At 56.7% G+C, this 18822-nt stretch carries 13 protein-coding genes; 12 read left to right on the forward strand and 1 reads right to left on the reverse strand.

The window, feature by feature from the left end; translation table 11 throughout:
• Positions 1-19: 19 nt before the first annotated feature.
• The 6 genes from G542_RS0114350 (at position 20) to G542_RS0114380 (ending at position 7751) form a co-directional block, all read left to right on the forward strand.
• A complete protein-coding gene (locus G542_RS0114350; protein WP_027824465.1) occupies positions 20-1591 on the forward strand; it encodes a SulP family inorganic anion transporter in 1572 nt (523 codons plus the stop codon).
• A 110-nt stretch (positions 1592-1701) separates the two neighbouring features.
• Positions 1702-3261, forward strand: a complete 1560-nt coding sequence (locus tag G542_RS0114355) for a hypothetical protein (RefSeq protein ID WP_034986086.1) — start codon at positions 1702-1704, stop codon at positions 3259-3261.
• 76 nt (positions 3262-3337) lie between these two features.
• Complete coding sequence (fdrA, locus tag G542_RS0114360) at positions 3338-4876, forward strand: acyl-CoA synthetase FdrA (RefSeq protein ID WP_012696780.1); 1539 nt, start codon at positions 3338-3340, stop codon at positions 4874-4876.
• A gap of 23 nt (positions 4877-4899) precedes the next feature.
• A complete protein-coding gene (locus G542_RS0114365) occupies positions 4900-6300 on the forward strand; it encodes a YlbE family protein (protein ID WP_012696779.1) in 1401 nt (466 codons plus the stop codon).
• A gap of 549 nt (positions 6301-6849) precedes the next feature.
• Entirely contained in the window at positions 6850-7527 is a 678-nt protein-coding gene (locus G542_RS0114375) for an SMI1/KNR4 family protein (RefSeq protein ID WP_162142386.1), read from the forward strand.
• Positions 7524-7751, forward strand: coding sequence for a hypothetical protein (locus G542_RS0114380; protein WP_027824470.1), 228 nt, complete (start codon positions 7524-7526; stop codon positions 7749-7751). The genes G542_RS0114375 and G542_RS0114380 overlap by 4 nt, the downstream gene beginning before the upstream one ends.
• A gap of 154 nt (positions 7752-7905) precedes the next feature.
• On the opposite strand, the gene katG is transcribed toward G542_RS0114380, so the two are convergent.
• Positions 7906-10170 (reverse strand): catalase/peroxidase HPI, encoded by a 2265-nt coding sequence (gene katG, locus G542_RS0114385; protein ID WP_012696776.1) that lies wholly within the window; start codon positions 10168-10170, stop codon positions 7906-7908.
• 874 nt (positions 10171-11044) lie between these two features.
• On the opposite strand from katG, the gene mgtA reads away from it, so the two are divergent.
• The 6 genes from mgtA to G542_RS0114405 all read left to right on the forward strand — a co-directional run bounded on the left by mgtA (position 11045) and on the right by G542_RS0114405 (position 18764).
• Complete coding sequence (gene mgtA, locus G542_RS0114390) at positions 11045-13810, forward strand: magnesium-translocating P-type ATPase (protein WP_027824471.1); 2766 nt, start codon at positions 11045-11047, stop codon at positions 13808-13810.
• A gap of 208 nt (positions 13811-14018) precedes the next feature.
• A complete protein-coding gene (locus G542_RS18285; protein ID WP_162142387.1) occupies positions 14019-15464 on the forward strand; it encodes an ArnT family glycosyltransferase in 1446 nt (481 codons plus the stop codon).
• The gene (locus tag G542_RS18290; RefSeq protein WP_081666869.1) at positions 15464-16453 is read left to right on the forward strand and encodes a glycosyltransferase family 2 protein; all 990 of its coding nucleotides are present in this window, start codon (positions 15464-15466) and stop codon (positions 16451-16453) included. The genes G542_RS18285 and G542_RS18290 overlap by 1 nt, the downstream gene beginning before the upstream one ends.
• A gap of 10 nt (positions 16454-16463) precedes the next feature.
• Positions 16464-16823 (forward strand): GtrA family protein, encoded by a 360-nt coding sequence (locus tag G542_RS18295; protein WP_012696769.1) that lies wholly within the window; start codon positions 16464-16466, stop codon positions 16821-16823.
• A complete protein-coding gene (locus tag G542_RS0114400; protein ID WP_027824473.1) occupies positions 16810-17586 on the forward strand; it encodes a ChbG/HpnK family deacetylase in 777 nt (258 codons plus the stop codon). The genes G542_RS18295 and G542_RS0114400 overlap by 14 nt, the downstream gene beginning before the upstream one ends.
• A complete protein-coding gene (locus tag G542_RS0114405; RefSeq protein WP_012696767.1) occupies positions 17580-18764 on the forward strand; it encodes a glycosyltransferase family 87 protein in 1185 nt (394 codons plus the stop codon). The genes G542_RS0114400 and G542_RS0114405 overlap by 7 nt, the downstream gene beginning before the upstream one ends.
• The last annotated feature ends 58 nt before the right edge of the window (positions 18765-18822 follow it).

An 18822-nucleotide genomic window follows, 5' to 3' on the forward strand; every position in this document is an offset into this window, starting at 1 on the left:
CAAACGAGGCAGGGGAAGTATGAACCAGCAGCACCGACCGGGCGTGTCCGCCACGGCACCTGCCGCCTTTGTTCCGCGTTGCTGGGTCGCCGGCGATCTCAATGCCCTCTTCGGCCTCGGCACCAACAACCTGCTCAACCTGCTGGTGCTGACCGGCCTGTTGCTCGGCGTGGTCGGCATCCCCGCCCCGCTGGTGTTCGGGCGCATCCTGCCCGCCATCGGCGTCATGCTGCTGCTGACCAATCTCTACTACGCCTGGCTGGCCTACGATCTGGCCCGCCGTACCGGCCGCAGCGACGTTACCGCCCTGCCTTCCGGCGCCAGCGTGCCGCACATGTTCATCGTGGTGATGGTGGTGATGCTGCCGGTCAAGATCACCACCGGCGACCCGATCCTGGCCTGGCACGCCGGGGCAGCCTGGGTGTTTCTGGAAGGGCTGGTCATCATTGCCGGCGCCTTTGTCGCCCCCACCATCCGCAAACTGACGCCGAGCGCGGCCCTGCTGGGCACGTTGGCCGGGGTCTCGCTCGCCTTCATCTCGCTCAAGCCGATGATGGAAATCTTCATGCAGCCGTGGATCGGCCTGCCGGCCCTGCTGGTAATCCTGGGCGGCTGGTTTGCCGGGGTGCGCTTTCCGTTCGGGGTGCCCGCCGCGCTGGTGGCGGTCATCGTCGGCATCGTCATTGCAGCGCTGACCGGCCAGCTTGAATTTGCCGCACTGGGCAGTGCCTTCGACCATCTGGGTTTCCATGTGCCGCTGCCGCAGGTAGCCGCGATTTTCTCCGGGCTGGAAAGCGTCTGGCCGCTGCTGGTGACCGCCATTCCGTTTGGTGTCTATGACTTCATCGAGGCAATGAACAACGTCGAAAGCGCGGAAAAAGGTGGCGACAGCTACCCGCTGCGCAAGGTGCTGGTCGCCCTTGGGCTGGCCAGCCTGACCGGTACGCTGCTCGGCAGTCCGTTCGCCAACGCGGTGTATATCGGTCATCCGGGCTGGAAGCAGGCCGGCGGCCGCATCGGCTACTCGCTCGCCAACGGTGTGCTGGTGCTGGCGGTGTGCGTGCTGGGCATCGTGCCGGTGCTGCTGTCGCTGATTCCGCTGCCGGCCGTGCTGCCGATCCTGCTCTACATCAGCCTCTTGGTGGCCGCACAGGCCTTCCAGACCCATCCGGGCCGCTATGCGCCGGCCATCGTGTTCGCCATGGTGCCGCACTTTGCCGCCTGGGGGCTGACACTGGTGGACGGTGCCCTCAACACCGCCGGGCTGGTGGCCAGCCAGACCCTGCCGGCCCTGGCCGAGCGCGGCATCCTCTACGACGGCATGTTCCGGCTGGGTCAGGGCGCGATCCTGAGCGGGCTGGTATTCGGTGCCGTTACCGTATTCCTGATCGACCAGCGTTTCCGCGCTGCCGCCGCCTATGCGGCCGCCGGTGCCGGGCTGGCGTTCTTCGGTTTCATCCATGGCCCGGCCATCGGCTGGGCAGTCAGCCCGGATATTGCCGGCGCCTACCTGCTGGCGGCCCTGCTGTGCTGGGGGTTCCAGTACTGCCCGCACGAGCCGCAGGCCGGGGAGGCCGCCGCCAGCCACTGAGCCGGCCATGAAACATGTTCTTTGTGATCTTGTTGTTGTGTGACTGATGCCCGCGTGAACCGGTGAAGGACAGGCAAACCCCTTTTCCCAGTTCATTTCAGGTAATCAACATGAGTGACTTGCAAGCAACCGCCGGACAATCCGGCACCGGGCCACGACTGTGGACCCGTGGCGATCTGGACGGCTTTTTCGGCCTGTTCAGCAATTCGCTGGCCAACACCCTGACCGCCGTGTTCCTGCTGTCGGTGGTCCTTGCCCTGCCGGGTGACATCGTCTGGCAAGGCATCGTGCCGGGCTTCGGCGTCACGCTGGCCTTCGGCAACCTGTTCCTCGCCTGGCAGGCGTGGAAGCTCGGCAAAAAGGAAGGCCGCGACAGCGTGACCGCGCTGCCCTACGGCCTGTCGGTGCCGCACTATTTCATTGTGACCTTCGCCATCATGATGCCGCTGATCGCCAAGACCGGCGACGCCCGGCTGGCATGGGGCGTGGCGATGGCGTGGACGTTTGTCCACGGTATCGTGGTCGCCATCGGCGCCTTTATCGGCGACTGGCTGCGCCGCGTGACGCCGCGCGCCGCCATGCTGGGCACGCTGGCGGGCATGGCCGTGTCGTACATCGCGCTGACGCCGTCGTTCCGCGTGTATGACGCCGCCTGGCTCGGCCTGATCTGCTTTGGCATCCTGCTGTTTGGCTGGCTGGCCAACATCAAGATGCCGCTGCGCCTGCCGGCCGGTCTGCTGGCCATCATCATCGGCACCATCCTCGGCTGGGTCACCGGCTACATGAAGGTGGAACCGCTCATCGCCGCGACCGAAACCGTCGGCTTCAACGTGCCGCTGATCCATCTGGACGTGCTGATGCTGGGCTTTGCCAATGTCGGCCCGTATGTGGTGTCGGCCATCCCGCTGGCGGTGTACCTGTTCATGGAAACCCTGATGAACGTGGAAAGCGCCGAAGTGGCCGGCGACAAGTACAGCGCCCGCTCTATCTGCCTCGGCGCCGCAGGCGGCACGCTGGTGGGCGCGCTGTTCGGCTCGGTGGTGCCGACGCTGGTCTACATTGGCCACCCGGGCTGGAAACAGGCCGGCGGCCGCATCGGCTACTCGTGGGCGACCGGCGTGGCCATGCTGGCACTGTGCACCTTCGGCATGATCAACATCCTGCTCAACATCATCCCGATCGTCGCCATCCTGCCGATCCTGATGTACATCGCCATGCTGATCCTGTCGCAGGCCTTCCGCGAAACCCCGAAGGTACACGCCCCGGCCGTGGCCATTGCGCTGATCCCGTGGCTGGCTGACTGGGTGAAAGTCACCATCGACAACACCCTGAATGCCGCCGGCACCTCGGTCGCCACCCTCGGCGCCGACAAGCTGGCCGCCAGCGGCGTGTTCTACGACGGCATGGCGGTGCTGGGTGCCAGCGCGATCCTGGTCGCGATGATGCTGGCCGCGATCGTCGCCCGCGTGATCGACCGCAACTACCTGCACGCCGCCGTGTTTGCCCTGCTGGCAGCCCTGATGTCGTTCTTCGGCGTGATCCACTCCACCGGCTTCGGCATCGGCATGGCCACCGGCCCGGCCATTGGCTATCTCGTCATCGCCGCCGGCTGCTTCCTGTTCCACGTCACCCGTGGCAGCCAGCCCAGCCCGTCTGACGACGCGCCCTGATCCGCGCCTCCGCTTTTCTTCCTGATTCCGAATGACCCTACCGGGTGGCCCTGCCGGCCACCCCGGGAGACCCCTCATGTCCCTGCATCTCGCGATTCTGCGCAACCAGTACCGTGATTCGGTTGCCCTCATGCAGCTGTCGGCGGCGCTGGCCCGTCTGGACGGTATTACCCAGGCTTCGGCAGTGATGGCCACCCCGGCCAACCTCGCCCTCCTGAGCCGCGCCGGCCTGCTTGATACCCCGCCCGAAGCGGCACCAAATGACCTGCTGATCGCCCTTGAGGGCGAGGAAGCGGCCTTTGACGCAGCGCTGACCCACGCCCGCCAGGCGCTGGAAGCCAAGGGCGGCCAGTCTGCCGGCGGCCCGGCCGAACTGCCGGCCAATTCGCTGACCATGGCGCTGTCGCGCCAGCCGGACAGCAATCTGGCGCTGATTTCAGTGCCGGGTGCCTATGCCACCGCCGAAGCGGAAAAAGCCCTGCGCGCCGGCCTGAACGTGATGCTGTTCTCCGACAATGTGTCGGGTGAAGACGAGCGCCGCCTCAAGCAGCTGGCGACCGGCCTTGGCCGCATCGTGATGGGGCCGGACTGCGGCACCGCCATCATCCACGGCGTGCCGCTGGCGTTTGCCAACGTATGCCGCGCCGGTGCCATCGGCTGTGTCGGTGCCTCGGGCACCGGCCTGCAACAGATCACCACCCTGATCGACACGCTGGGAGAAGGCATCAGCCAGGCCATCGGTACCGGCGGGCATGATCTGGCCGAATCGGTTGGCGGCCTGTCGATGCTCGCGGGCATCCGCGCCCTGGCCGAAGACGACGCCACCCGGGTCATCGTGCTGGTGTCGAAGCCGCCGGCCGAAGCCGTGGCGCGCAAGGTGCTGGATGCGGCGATTGCCGCTGGCAAGCCGGTGGTGGTGAATTTCCTCGGCGCCGATCCGGCCCGCCTGCCGCAGCATGCCAACCTGCACTACGCCACCACGCTGGAAAGCGCCGCCCGCATGGCGGTGGCCTGCGTGCGCGGCGAGCCGCTGCAAGACACACCGCCGCAGCCGCATCCCGAAACGGCTGCCGCCCTGAAGGCCCGCCTGCAACCGCAGCAGACCCGGCTGCGCGGCCTCTATTCCGGTGGCACCTTCTGCTACGAAGCCACCCTGATGCTGGCCGATGCGCTGCCGGGCCTGCGTTCCAACACGCCGACCGCCAGGGCACCGGCACCGGACGATGTCTGGCACAGCGCGGGGCATTGCCTGATTGATCTGGGCGACGACGAATTCACTCGCGGGCGGCCGCACCCGATGATCGACCATCGCCTGCGCAACGAGCGTTTCCTCGCCGAAGCGGCCGATGAGACGGTGGCGGTGATCCTGTTCGACATCGTGCTGGGCTTCGGCGCCCACGACGATCCGCTGGCCGCCATGCACGACACCCTGACCGAAGTACGCCGCCTGACCGCCGACGCCGGCCGCGAGGTGGCGCTGGTGGCCACCGTGTGCGGCACGGCGGGAGATCCGCAGGGCTTCGAGCGCCAGCGTGCCGGCTTTGCCGCACTCGGGGTCTGCCTCGCAGCCAGCAACGCCGAAGCCGTGGCCCTGGCCCGCGCCATCGTCAGCTGACCGTTACCGCCAAGGAATTCATCATGAGCAAGCTTTTCGGCGAACAACTCGCCATCGTCAACCTGGGACTCGCTTCGTTTGCCGATGCTGCCCGCCAGCAGGGCGCGGCAGTCATTCATCCGGCGTGGCAGCCGCCGGCCAGCGGTGACCGCGCTACCGGCCTGGCCCTGGCCGCCGTCTTTAACCACCCGGCGGTGGAAGCCGCCAATGCGCAGGCCTTTGCCGCATATCTGGCCAGCCAGCCGGCCTGGGTCGGCATTGGCCGGGCCGGCGAGGTGATCCCCGGCATGGACGGGCAGATGATCCTGCACTCCGGCCCGCCGATTGCCTGGGACGACATGTGCGGCCCGGTGCAGGGCGCGATTGTCGGCGCCATCCTGTTCGAAGGCTGGGCCGACAGCCCGGAAGCGGCGCGTGCGCTGGCCGCCAGCGGGGCGGTCCGCTTTGACCCGTGCCAGCATCACCATAGCGTGGGCCCGATGGGCGGCATCATCAGCCCGTCGATGCCGGTTTTCATCGTCGAAGACCGCGAGCATGGCCGCCGCACTTTCTCCAACCTGAACGAGGGGCTGGGCAAGGTGCTGCGCTTTGGCGCGTATTCCGAGGATGTGCTGGCCCGTCTGGCCTGGATGCGCGATGTGCTGGCACCGGTGCTGGCGGCGGCGGTGGCCGCGCTGGGCGGCGTGGAGCTGAAGCCCCTGATGGCGCAGGCGCTGCACATGGGCGACGAGGTGCACAACCGCAATGCCGCCGCCACCGGCCTGCTGCTGAAAAAGCTGGTGCCGGCCATCCTGCGCCTGCCGATGGACGACGAACAGAAGGCCGCCGCCATCGAATTCGTGTCGGCCAACGACCACTTCTTCCTCAACCTGTCGATGGCCGCCTGCAAGGCAATGCTGATGGCCGCCGAGGGCGTGCCCGGCTCCAGCATGGTGACCGGCATGGGCCGCAACGGGGTGGAATTCGGCATTCGCCTCTCCGGCACCGGCGACACCTGGTTTACCGCGCCGGCCCCGGTGGTGCACGGGCTGTTCTTCTCCGGCTTCGGCCCGGACGATGCGGCGCCTGATCTGGGCGACAGCGTGATTACCGAAACCGCCGGCGTCGGCGGCTTCGCCATGGCGGCCAGCCCGGCCATCGTGCGCTTTGTCGGCGGGGCGGCCAGCGATGCCCTCGCCCACTCGCTGGCGATGCGGGAAATCACCCTCGGCCAGAACCCGGCCTTTACCCTGCCGGCACTCGATTTTGCCGGCACGGCGGCCGGGATTGATGCGCGCAAGGTGATCGATACCGGCATCCTGCCGGTGATCAACACCGGGATTGCCCACAAGGAGGCCGGCGTCGGCCAGGTGGGTGCTGGCATTACCCATGCGCCGGCGGCCTGCTTTGCCGCGGCGGTGACGGCCCTGGCCAAAACCCTGTAATCCCTCGACGCGGGGAGCATGGGACGGGGATACGTCATGGTCATGCCCCCCTGTCCGGTGGCGGACCATGACGGCATCCAGCTGCTGCCGGTGCCGCTCTTGCACGCACTGAACGCTCTGCAACAAGTGTTGCGGAGCTTTTTTCGGGCCATGCCTGCGGATTGCATGCTTGCCGGCATTTTGTGCCGTGCCTGCCCGCGCTTGCCGTCAGGCATGCCGGTTCTGCCATGGCAGCCGATCAGCTGCCACGACCCTGCCGGCCGTGATCCGGCGGGATCTGTCCCGGAGATCACGCAAACGGACTCAAACTGATGGCAAAACCCATGCAAGCGGCCGGACACGGACTTGATTCAGGACACGAATGTCCATGCATGACCGCCGATACAATGGGCTGGCAAACAGGGGGAGCCTGGCATGAGCAATCCGTGCATCGACAACGACATTTCCGACCGTTTCTGGAGCCCCGGCCATGATTACTGGACGGAGTACGGAGAGGATGAATACCTGCCTGCGGATCTGGAGGGCCGGTATTACCGTGGCCACAATCTCATGATCCGTCCCTGGAAAAACCTTGGTCCCGGACATGCGGGCTTGAGCGACAGAGAGCTGGATACCCTCGAAAGCCGGTTCGGACTGCCTTTGCCGGCACTGTACCGCGGGCACATGAAGCAGCAGAACGGCGGATATTTCCGCCATGAAAGCTATCTGGACCAGGACAAGAGGCTGCATGTCCTGTTTGTCAATGATGCCCGGCTTGAGTCCGTTGATCCGGGCAAGGACTACGTTGCCGTAGCTGACATCCACGACTACATACAGCCGGATGAATGGGCGGGTGTGTTTGGCGAAAACCCGCATCTGGAGCGGCTTTACCTGCTCTCCTGCATGTCTGGCCATTCCATTTTGCTGCTTGATTACGGCTGCGGCAGCGAGGACGTGAAGCCGGAACCGGAAGTCTGTTTTCTGGACACGGGTAATGAGCTGACGGAAGTATTCCGCGCGCCGTCGTATGCCCGTTTCATCGAGGGCCTGGTGTACGGCGAATCCGAATGGTTTCTGGGAATAAAGAGCAGCCTCAGCCTGGAACAACTGGCGCAGCTCGTTACGGAACGGCTGCTTTCCGGCCCGGGCAGCCCCCCATGGTCCGGCACGAGGATTACCGTCAGGGCTGGTACAACCATGATGCCTGGTATTCCGGCCTGTACTGCGACGCTGACAACAATGCATTGATCGTCCTGCTGCCCAACCAGAATCGTTGCGGCACGCATGCCTTCCACGATGACCAGGATTGCCCTTACATCCTGAGCGTGGACCCGCGCGACAGCAGCTTTTACGGTACGCGTCAGGCAAGCCGCGCAGTGATGGAGGAGATCCTGCGGCCATTGGGCCCGGATGCGGTATCTGGCGGGCTGGAAATGCGCTTCATCCTACCCCGGCAAGAAGGGCATCTTTGAAAACAAAGCTCCACTCATTGAGTGAAGCTTTTTTGATGCCACAGAAAAATCCCGGGCCAGGCACCCTGCACATGCTGTGCAACCCCGGGTTTCGCCCCCGCCGGACCATCCCTGCCACAGGGTTGATCCGGCGGCCGGCCATCAGGATCGCCGGTCAGTACTTGAGGTCAAAACGGTCATTGTTCATGACCTTGGTCCAGGCACGGGCGAAGTCCTGCACGAACTTTTCTTTCGAATCGTTCTGGGCATAAAACTCGGAAACCGCCCGCAACTCGGAGTTGGAACCAAACACGAGGTCAACGGTCGTACCGGTCCACTTGACCTGACCGCTCTTGCGGTCACGCCCTTCGTACAGGCCTTCCTTGTCCGATTTTTTCCATACGGTTGACATGTCGACCAGGTTTACAAAGAAGTCGTTTGAAAGCACACCCGGCCGGCTGGTGAAGACACCGTTTTTCGATCCGTCCGCATTGGTGCCGAGGGTACGCATGCCACCAAGCAAGACAGCCATTTCCGGCACCGACAGGCCCAGGGTGTCAGCCTTGTCGACCAGCGCCTCGGCCGGAGCGTAGAACGATGCGGAGCTGTAATAGTTCCGGAAAGCATCGGCGCGCGGCTCCAGAAAACCGAAGGAATGCACGTCAGTCTGCGCTTGCGAAGCATCCGTGCGGCCCGGATTGAAGGCCACGGCCACCTTGATCCCGCCCTTGGCAGCAGCAGCTTCAACAGCGGTATTGCCGCCCAGCACGATCAGGTCAGCGAGGGACACCTTCTTGCCGGACCGGGCGTTGGCCCGGTTGAAATCCGCCTGGACTTCCTTGAGCTTGCCGACCACCCTGGCCAGTTCTGCCGGCTTGTTCACCGCCCAGTCTTTCTGCGGAGCCAGTGCCACGCGGCCACCGTTTGCACCGCCGCGCATGTCGGTATTGCGGAAACTGGCGGCAGCGGCCCAGGCCGCACTGATCAGCTCACTGTTGGAAAGGCCGGTGGCGAGGATCTTGCCTTTCAGCGATGCCACGTCGGCAGGAGTGACGAGCTTGTGGTCGACTGCCGGAACCGGGTCTTGCCAGATCATCACTTCCTGCGGCACGTCCTTGCCAAGGTAGCGGCTGCGCGGGCCCAGGTCACGGTGGGTCAGCTTGAACCAGGCCTTGGCAAAGGCCAGATCGAATTCCTGCGGATTGTTCAGGAAGCGTTGCGAAATCTTTGCATACTCAGGATCGGTCTTGAGCGCAATGTCGGTGGTGAACATGATGGGCGCGTGCCGCTTGCCGGATACATGCGCATCAGGAACGATCTGGAGCTGGTCTGCGTTCTTGGGGACCCACTGCACCGCACCGGCCGGGCTCTTGGTCTTGACCCATTCGAAAGCAAACAGGTTGCCCAGGTACTGCATGCTCCAGGCCGTCGGCGTGGCCGTCCATGCACCTTCAAGACCCGAAGTGATCGTGTCTTCGGCCATGCCCTTGCCGCATTTGTTTTTCCAGCCGAAGCCCTGCTCTTCCAGCGGAGCGGCTGCCGGATCATCACCAAGGCATTTTTCCGGGTTGTGCGCACCGTGGGCCTTGCCGAAGGTATGGCCACCGGCAATCAGGGCGACGGTTTCTTCGTCGTTCATGGCCATGCGGGCGAAGGTGTCGCGAATGTCCTTGGCTGCAGCCAGCGGGTCGGGGTTGCCGCCCGGGCCTTCCGGATTGACGTAAATCAGGCCCATCTGGACTGCGGCCAGCGGGTTCTGGAGAGTCTTGTCCCCCGCCTTGCGCTCACCGGCACCGTGATAGCGGGCCTCGTCACCCAGCCATTTCTTTTCAGCCCCCCAGTACACCCGGTCTGCCTCCCACTGGTCGATGCGACCGCCGGCAAACCCGAAGGTCTTGAAGCCCATGCGGTCCATGGCCACCGTGCCGGCGAGGACCATCAGGTCACCCCACGAAATGCTGTTGCCGTATTTTTGCTTGACCGGCAACAGCAGGCGGCGGGCCTTGTCCAGGCTGACGTTGTCAGGCCAACTGTTCAGCGGTTCAAAGCGTTGCTGGGCACCGTCGGCTCCCCCGCGGCCATCCAGCGTGCGATAGGTACCGGCAGCGTGCCAGGCCATGCGGATGAACAAGGGACCATAGTTGCCCCAGTCAGCCGGCCACCAGTCTTGCGATGTGGTCATCACGGTCTTGATGTCGGCTTTGACAGCAGCAAGATCAAGGCTGTTGAAAGCCTTGGCGTAGTCAAATCCCGGTGCGAGCGGACTGGACGGCGTGTTGTGGGCACGCAGCGGGGACAGGTCGAGCTTGTCCGGCCACCAGTCCTGGTTGGTGGTCATGGGGCGGGCTCCCATGGATGCTGCGCCGGTATTGGCAGCTTGCGCTGCGGGAGCAAAAGCGATCGTCAATGCGATCACAAGGGGGATGGACTTCATTCGCATAACCGGAATCCTTTGGTTTTTTTGGGGAAGCGAATGGAGTCTATGGAGCAATCGCTCTAAAATATAATCAATTTACATTAATGAGTTTATTTAGCCTTTCAATCGTCAGCACCGCAGTATCGTTGGGCTTCCCTTTGCCATCCTGCTGATGCTGTTGCACACATTGCATCCGGTACGACATGCGACACCACCACTGTCGTTACCCGGTGTCGCAGTGGCCTGTTCCCAAACAGGACGAATCAGCTCCTTGTCGCCCCAGCGAAGCACCCGGATCCGGTTATCGCCCCGGAATGATCGCTCCCTTCCCTGACAATCGGGCTGTCACACAGAATATTCATGACATTTCGCTATCAAACAGTTGAAATATACCGAACGGATGGTTAGCATCGCGCCAGTTTTTGGAAAAGGAGACCTTTCTACGTGGACACTTGTTCGAGCGACTGTAGTCGGCCGGTCTTGCTGACCGGCGCAATGTCGGCGAACTGACGCGCAGATTGTTTCCTGCCGCCAGCTCGCCGTATGCGAGAGGCGGCGTCAGGCACGGGGTTCCGCCGTGCCTCCCCCTTCCCCTCCCATAGCACCCGGGTATTACGCACGGCCAGCGTTTGACGTGGCTGCCCTGTGTTTTGCCTGCTTGCGGCTTTGCCCGCAAACCTGCACTTGCGCCCGTGTCCTGAGTGACCGGTACGACCCGAATACGTTCATTCACTGCAAAAGTTCATGAAACCCGAAACGGGACCATAGCCATCGTGCGTCCAGACATGCCGGTCAGGCCCAAAAGCCTGTCCGGCAAGACCAGACAACGTCCAAAGATGCAAAATTTCTGATTGTTCCGGGCACATACAGGAAAGCGCCGGAACAATGGAGATCAATCATGAAACTCCAATTGCTCAAAGAGTTTTTTGCCAGCTTCCTGCAATCCCGCCATATCGCCCGGCATTTCCGCCGCCGGGCCCTGCTTGATACCCTGGTCAGCTCCGGAGCAAACCGCGAGCTGCCCGCCAGCCTGACCCGGCGCCTGCTACAGGCCGCCCTTGCTGCACCGGATACATTGCTGGATACACTGAACAGCCACAGTGACGGCCTGTCCGAATCCCAGGCTGAAATCCTCCGGGAGCAAGTGGGCCTGAATGAGGTTGAGCACGAAAAACCACTGGCCTGGTGGGTACATTTGCTGCATTGCTACCGCAATCCCTTCAACCTGCTGCTGACCCTGCTGGCTGTCATTTCCTTTCTGACGGATGACATGAAAGCGACGGTCGTGATCGGGATGATGGTGCTTCTGTCAACCCTGCTGCGTTTCTGGCAAGAAGCCAAATCCAGCAAGGCCGCAGAAGCACTGAAGGCACTGGTCAGCAATACGGCTACCGTGATCCGCCGGGATCTGTCCGAAGATGCCGCGCCCGTTTTCAGGCAGTACTACGGAGCCACCCTGAACGTGCGCCCGGCCAGACAGATTGAAGTGCCCATCAAGCTGCTGGTGCCAGGTGACGTGATCCTGCTGTCAGCGGGAGACATGATTCCGGCCGATTGCCGGGTGCTGACTGCCAAGGACCTGTTTGTCGCCCAGGCGGCCATGACCGGCGAATCCATGCCGGTTGAAAAATATCCGCTTCAGAAAGACCGCACGGCCGTCAGCCCTCTGGATCTGGACAACATCCTGTTCATGGGAACCAACGTGGTATCGGGTTCTGCCACTGCCGTCGTGCTGGGCACCGGCAACCAGACCTATTTTGGCGCGCTGGCAACGCGGGTGACGGCAACCGACCGGGCCACGACATCGTTCCAGTTCGGCGTCAACAAGGTGAGCTGGCTGCTGATCCGGTTCATGTTTGTCATGGCCCCCCTGGTGTTGTTCATCAATGGATTCACCAAAGGTGACTGGATGGAAGCGCTGTTGTTCGCGTTGTCTGTTGCCGTGGGACTGACGCCGGAGATGTTGCCGATGATTGTGACGTCGACCCTGGCCAAGGGCGCAGTCTTTCTGTCGCGCAAGAAAGTCATCGTCAAGCGCCTGGATGCCATCCAGAACTTCGGTGCCATGAACGTGCTTTGTACGGACAAGACCGGCACCCTGACACAGGACAGGATTTTCCTCGCCCGCCATGTTGATGTCTGGGGTGAGGAGTCTGACGAGGTGCTGGATCTGGCGTATCTCAACAGCTATTACCAGACCGGCCTGAAAAACCTGCTGGATGTGGCCGTACTGGAACATGCCGAGGTGGACCGGGAGCTTGATCCGGCAGCCAATTTCCGCAAGATCGATGAAATTCCGTTCGACTTTACCCGCCGGCGCATGTCGGTAGTGGTGGCCGAACATGACGAACACCATCTGGTGATTACCAAAGGAGCGGTAGAAGAAATCCTGTCGGTCTGCTCACGCGTCCGGCATGGCGACAATGTGGAGCCCCTGACCGAATCCCTGCTGGCACAGATTCGTGCCGTCACGGCGGACCTGAACGAAGAGGGTTTGCGGGTCGTGGCCGTTGCCTCGCGGGAATTGCCGACTACCCAGAGCAGCTATGGCGTGGCCGATGAACAGGAACTGACCCTGATTGGCTACGTGGCATTTCTTGATCCCCCCAAGGAATCCACCGCCCCGGCACTCAAGGCACTGGCTGCCCATGGCGTGACGGTCAAGGTATTGACCGGAGACAACGAGCTGGTGACGGCCAAGATTTGCCGCGAGGTGGGTCTGGAGCAGCAAGGCGTGCTCAAAGGCAGTGATATCGAGTGCATGGACGATCAGGCGTTGGCCCTGGCAATAGAAAACCATAATGTTTTTGCCAAACTGACCCCGGTACACAAGGAACGCATTGTCAAACTGCTCAAGGCCAATGGCCATGTAGTGGGATTCATGGGAGACGGCATCAACGACGCCCCGGCATTGCGGGCGGCCGATATCGGCATTTCGGTTGACAGTGCCGTGGATATTGCCAAGGAGGCGGCAGACATCATCTTGCTGGAAAAAAGCCTGATGGTGCTGGAGGAAGGGGTTCTGGAGGGACGGCGGACGTTTTCCAACATGTTGAAGTACATCAAGATGACAGCCAGCTCCAACTTCGGAAACGTTTTTTCGGTCTTGATCGCCAGTGCATTCATCCCGTTCCTGCCCATGCTGCCCATGCAGCTTCTGGTGCAGAACCTGCTCTATGACGTATCGCAGATTGCCATTCCGTTCGATAACGTTGACAGCGAATTGCTGATGAAGCCTCAGCAGTGGAGACCGGAAGATATCGGACGATTCATGGTTTTTTTCGGTCCGATCAGCTCGGCCTTTGACATTACGACCTATGCCTTGATGTGGTTTGTGTTTGGGGCCAATACGCCGGAGCACCAGGCATTGTTTCAGTCCGGGTGGTTTGTAGTAGGACTGCTGACCCAGACCTTGATTGTTCACATGATTCGCACCCCACGCATCCCGTTTGTTCAAAGCCGGGCAGCTCCTCCTTTGGTAGTAATGACGGTCATCATCATGGCAATCGGCATTTTTCTGCCCATGGGCCCTTTTGCACACTATTTCAAACTGGAAACCTTGCCACCGCTTTATTTTGTTTTCCTGCCCTTTATTTTGATTGGATACATGGGACTGACCCAACTGATGAAAAGTTTCTATTATCAGCGCTGGGGCTGGCAGTAATCGGGTCAATCGTGTAGACATATATGACCGCCACGATTTTCTGCCCCACCAGATATTTCTCCGCATGTAAATGCTTCAATACATTCAAAAAGATTAATACATCTTTCGAACAGCGCGTTTCCGTAAACGTGCGTACGTTTTGTACCAAATGTCACGAAAAAAACCCGCAACACGCGTATGCTCACAGCATCATGATAAGGTGTTACCCATGAACGCTACAGAAAACAAATGGTACAAGTACATGACTTGGGCCATGCTCTGGTTAATGGTGCTTCGATTAATTGCCATGTGGTTTATTCCATTGAATGAAACCACTGAAGCACGTTATGGTGAAATTGCTCGAAAAATGGTAGAGACCGGTGACTGGATCACTCTTTACCATGATTATGGCGTGCCATTCTGGGCCAAGCCCCCCCTCTCGACATGGTCTTCAGCATTTTTTATGGAGTTGTTTGGGGTCAATGGATTCTGGGCCCGCTTTCCTTCACTCCTATTTGCAATTGGAACCGTCTTACTGACTGGTTTCCTGGTCAAAAAAAGAGAAGGAAATAATGCGGCCATAGCCACAATGGCCATTCTGGCCTCATCTGCCATGTTCTGGATTGGGTCCGCCACAGTCATGACAGATTCTGCCTTGACATTTTCAATCACACTTTCCATGGTTTCTGGATGGAATCTTTTCTCGACTGAATCACGTAAAACAGCATGGGCCATTTTGTTTTATACCGGATTAGGGCTAGGAATGCTGGCTAAAGGTCCACTGGCTCTTGTCCTGATTGGTGGAACATTCCTGCCATTAATTATCTCAAGCAGTCACTGTCGATCAAAAATCCAGCGCATTCTGAATCCTTTTGGAATAATCGTCTTTTTGCTGATATTTATCCCATGGTACTGGATATCAGAATTGAAAACGCCAGGCTTTCTGGAGTATTTTCTGATCGGAGAGCATTTCTATCGCTTCACCAAACCAGGATGGAGCGGAGACAAATACGGATTTGCACATGCAGTACCAATAGGCATGATTAATGTTTATTTGATTATTGGAACTTTCCCTTGGGCTTTTGTTCTGCTTTCAAAAACAAATAAAATAAAGCAATTCATTTTACCTGATTGGAATAAAAACAAAGACTGGCTTGTATTTCTAATTTCATGGATTGTTGCGCCATTGGCATTTTTCTCTCTTTCCAGAAATATAATTGCGCCGTATATATTGCCGGTGATGCCCGCATTTGCCATTTTGACATGGGAAATGCTCGGAAAAAGTACAGGAGCGAAACTTGTTGGAGTTTGGGTACTGGTTCAGACATCCATAGTAACCATAACGCTCAGCAGTGGAGCATTTTTTATGGACAAGATCGATAGCTCATACAAACCGATCGCTGCCCTGCAAGAAAACAAAACACAACCAGCAAAGTCTTATTACCTGAGCGACAAGCGACTATATTCATTTGAATTCTATTCAAACGGAAAGGCGCATCAGTTAAAAGATATTGCACAAATCAACTGCAAGGAAAGTGTTTATCTGTCGTTGCCAGAGAGTGACCTGGATAAACTGAACCAAAAATGCGGGCATTCGGTGAAATATACCGATTTGACAAAGAATAAAAATAAGGCCTGGGTTTTGGTACAACTTCCATCAGGAGAACTTCAATAATGCGCACAGCAAAAAAAATGAGCTGCATCATCCCGGTCTACAACGAGCAGGATAATGTATATGACATGATAAAGACCACTGCTCACATTATCAGTCATTTGGTTGAAGAGTACGAAATCATCGTGGTAGATGATGGCAGCAGAGACAATTCAGTCATGCATGCAAGCCAAGCAATCAATGAAATCCCTATCAAAATCATTGAGCTATCCAGGAACTTCGGAAAAGAAATAGCCATCTCCGCAGGACTAGAACATTGCGATGGAGATGTGGCAATCCTGATTGACTGCGACTTTCAGCATCCACCAGAACTCATTCCAGATTTTTACCAGAAATGGCAAGAAGGATATGACATGGTATATGCAGTAAGAGATAGCAGAAAAAATGAAAAACTTTCCAAAAAACTCTATACAAAAATATTTTACTGGATATTAAATATTGGCGCAAAAGTCAAGGTACCGAAAAATACTCAGGATTATCGTATCCTGGACAGAAAAGTTATCAACGCCATAAATTCCATGCCGGAAAAAAACCGCTTCATGAAGGGGCTGTTTAACTGGGTAGGATTTAAATCGACACCATTAATTGTACATACAGAAAACAGAAAGTCAGGCAAAAGCAGTTTTAATTTTTCATCTCTTGGACGACTGGGAATAACTGCGATCACCGCATTCTCAAACATGCCCTTAAGAATCTGGGTGCTAGCTGGATTTGCAGTCTCACTGTTTTCCATATTTTATGGCTTGTACATATTTTTTGACACAATTTTTTTTGGCATTAAAACAGATGGCTGGCCTACGCTTATTACAGCAATATCATTTCTTGGAGGAGTTCAGCTGATATCAATAGGCATCCTAGGAGAGTACATTGGTCGGATTTTTGAGGAAGTAAAAAACAGACCCAGGTATTTCATAAAAGAAATAAAAACATCTGCTTCGCCGACACCAAGAAATAAAGAAATGTGCCATGCTTGCAAAAACAGTCTTGCCTAAACAAATAATCATGTTTGGGATCGTCGGCATATGCGCCATGTGCACCCATTATTTGCTGGCAATATTTTTATTCATCCCGATTCTACCCTCTCCCCTCTTAGGTAATTTCTTTGGATATTGCAGCGCCTTTCTTGTAAGCTACTTTGGCCATTCGCATCTGACATTTAACACTCCTGCCAATAGAAAAAATGCATGCAGGTTTTTATTTGTATCAATACTAGGATTTTCTGCAAATGAATCCATATTTTGGTTGCTGGCCTATCAAGCCAAATTAAACATCAGCCTCTCACTTATCATTGCAATGCTGGCTGTTGCATCATCCACATTTATTTTGGGTAAATTCTGGGCTTTTTCTCATGCATCAATCTGATATCATTATTTGCGCAGATGACTTTGGATTAAATGGTGAAGTAACGGATGGGATCATTGACTTGCTTGAATGCAATGTCATTACAGCAACAAGTATTTTTTCTGGGTCTCTTCTTGTACAGCAACATCATGACTGGATTCATCGTCATCGGAACATGGCTCATTTTGGCCTGCACTTCAATCTGACGGAGAAAATTGGTGCAGGCACTTTCTGGCCCCTCCCCAAAGTCATGCTAAGCAGTAAGCTGCATCTCATATCAAAAAACAAAATAGTTCATCAACTGGACTGGCAAATAAAAAATTTTGCAGACACTCTTGGCTTTTTGCCTGATTACATAGACGGGCATCAGCATATCCATGCCTTCCCGGTTATCCGCACAGCCTTGATGGATGCGCTATACAAAAACTACGATCAGGATTGGCCATGGATTCGCGGAGTTGAGAAAATCACATCAAGTGGAGGTTGCGTCATAAAAGAACAAGCGCTGAAATGGATGTCGTCAGGCTTCTCCCGTGAACTTACGGCCACCAATAACACAGTTAAAATTACCAATGAATTAGCCGGAATGTATGACTTCAATCCGTCAGTTGATTTTTCCAAGTTGTTACTCGGATGGATTGAGCGCAGTGGCCCGAAAACGATTTTGATGGTACATCCAGCAATCAAGGAAAATAAACAAGACCCTATAGGGAAATCCAGGCTAAATGAATATTTGCATTTAAAAAAATTATCAAAAAAAATATTGCTGGATAAAAGATGCTAAAGCACAATTTTTTGTACAAAGGAAATAGAGCAATTCTTGTGAATGCGCTATTTTTGCTATTGATGATAATCGTTGCCGGCTTCACGGTGTATCGTGCAGCATTCAATGATATTGAGCGCACTGATTTTACTGTTTATACAGAAGCTGCCAGACATGCATTGGCAGGTATGGATATTTACACAGCAGAAAATTCCAGGGGGTGGCGTTATGTCTATCCCCCTATATTTGCCATCATGATGATTCCGCTTTATCTGGTGCCCCTGTGGATGGCATCTTTGGCATGGTGTGCAATCAGTTTCCTATGCATATGGTTAATATATAAATATTGCCTTGACTTCTTACACCCCAAATCAGCTCAAGTGTATGCCGCTATTTTCGTTTTCGGTGTGCCACTGATTGGCGGAATCATGCGAGGTCAAGTATCCATCCTGGTATCTTTATTGGTTATATCAAGCGTTATTTTTTTCTCAAAGGAGAAGGATTTCCTTGCCGGAGTACTGCTGGCTTGTGCAACAATGCTGAAAGTTTACCCCGCTGCAATGCTTGGATATTTTGTTATATACAAAAACTGGAAGAGCCTTTATGGATTTACTCTTACCATCTTGGTTTTGGGATTGCTGATTCCTGTTTGCGTACTGGGCATTCAAGGCACGATAGATAACTATCAAAGCTGGATAAACACCATAGCGCATCCAATAACACAGTCCAATGACTACAGAATGCAACACTCTGATTTATATGGACAATTACTGGATTCGGCAAAGCCCAGAAATCAATCATTGGAATCCTTGTTTCTAACCATTGGCATCAATCCAGCCCTGATCAAATATTTGGTCTTATTGACAGGTAGTGTAATGTTTGTATGGATGTTTGCTCAGGCAAGAAAAGGAGAAGGAAAGCTGTTTGTCGGAGGCGCATTCTTGACATGGAACCTGCTTATTTCACCAATTGCTGAAACACATTATTTTTCAAATCTGATATTACCAGCACTATTGATTATAATGTTGCTTGACAGCAAGCATCCACTCGCATCCAAAATATTTATAACTGGCGCATTCTTGCTAGTGCTATCTGCCCGTTGGGATGAATTAGCTTTGTACCGGCCACTGACATGGCTTGCAATTTTCATATGGCTATGGTTGATGAGAAACAAAAGCTATGGACAGGGAACAGCCTGATATCGATAACTCCCGGTTTATTCCAGAGTGGATGAGCCTTTTCCTGGATTGGCTCGAC

The organism is Laribacter hongkongensis DSM 14985 (assembly GCF_000423285.1).
GTDB classification, from domain to species: domain Bacteria; phylum Pseudomonadota; class Gammaproteobacteria; order Burkholderiales; family Aquaspirillaceae; genus Laribacter; species Laribacter hongkongensis.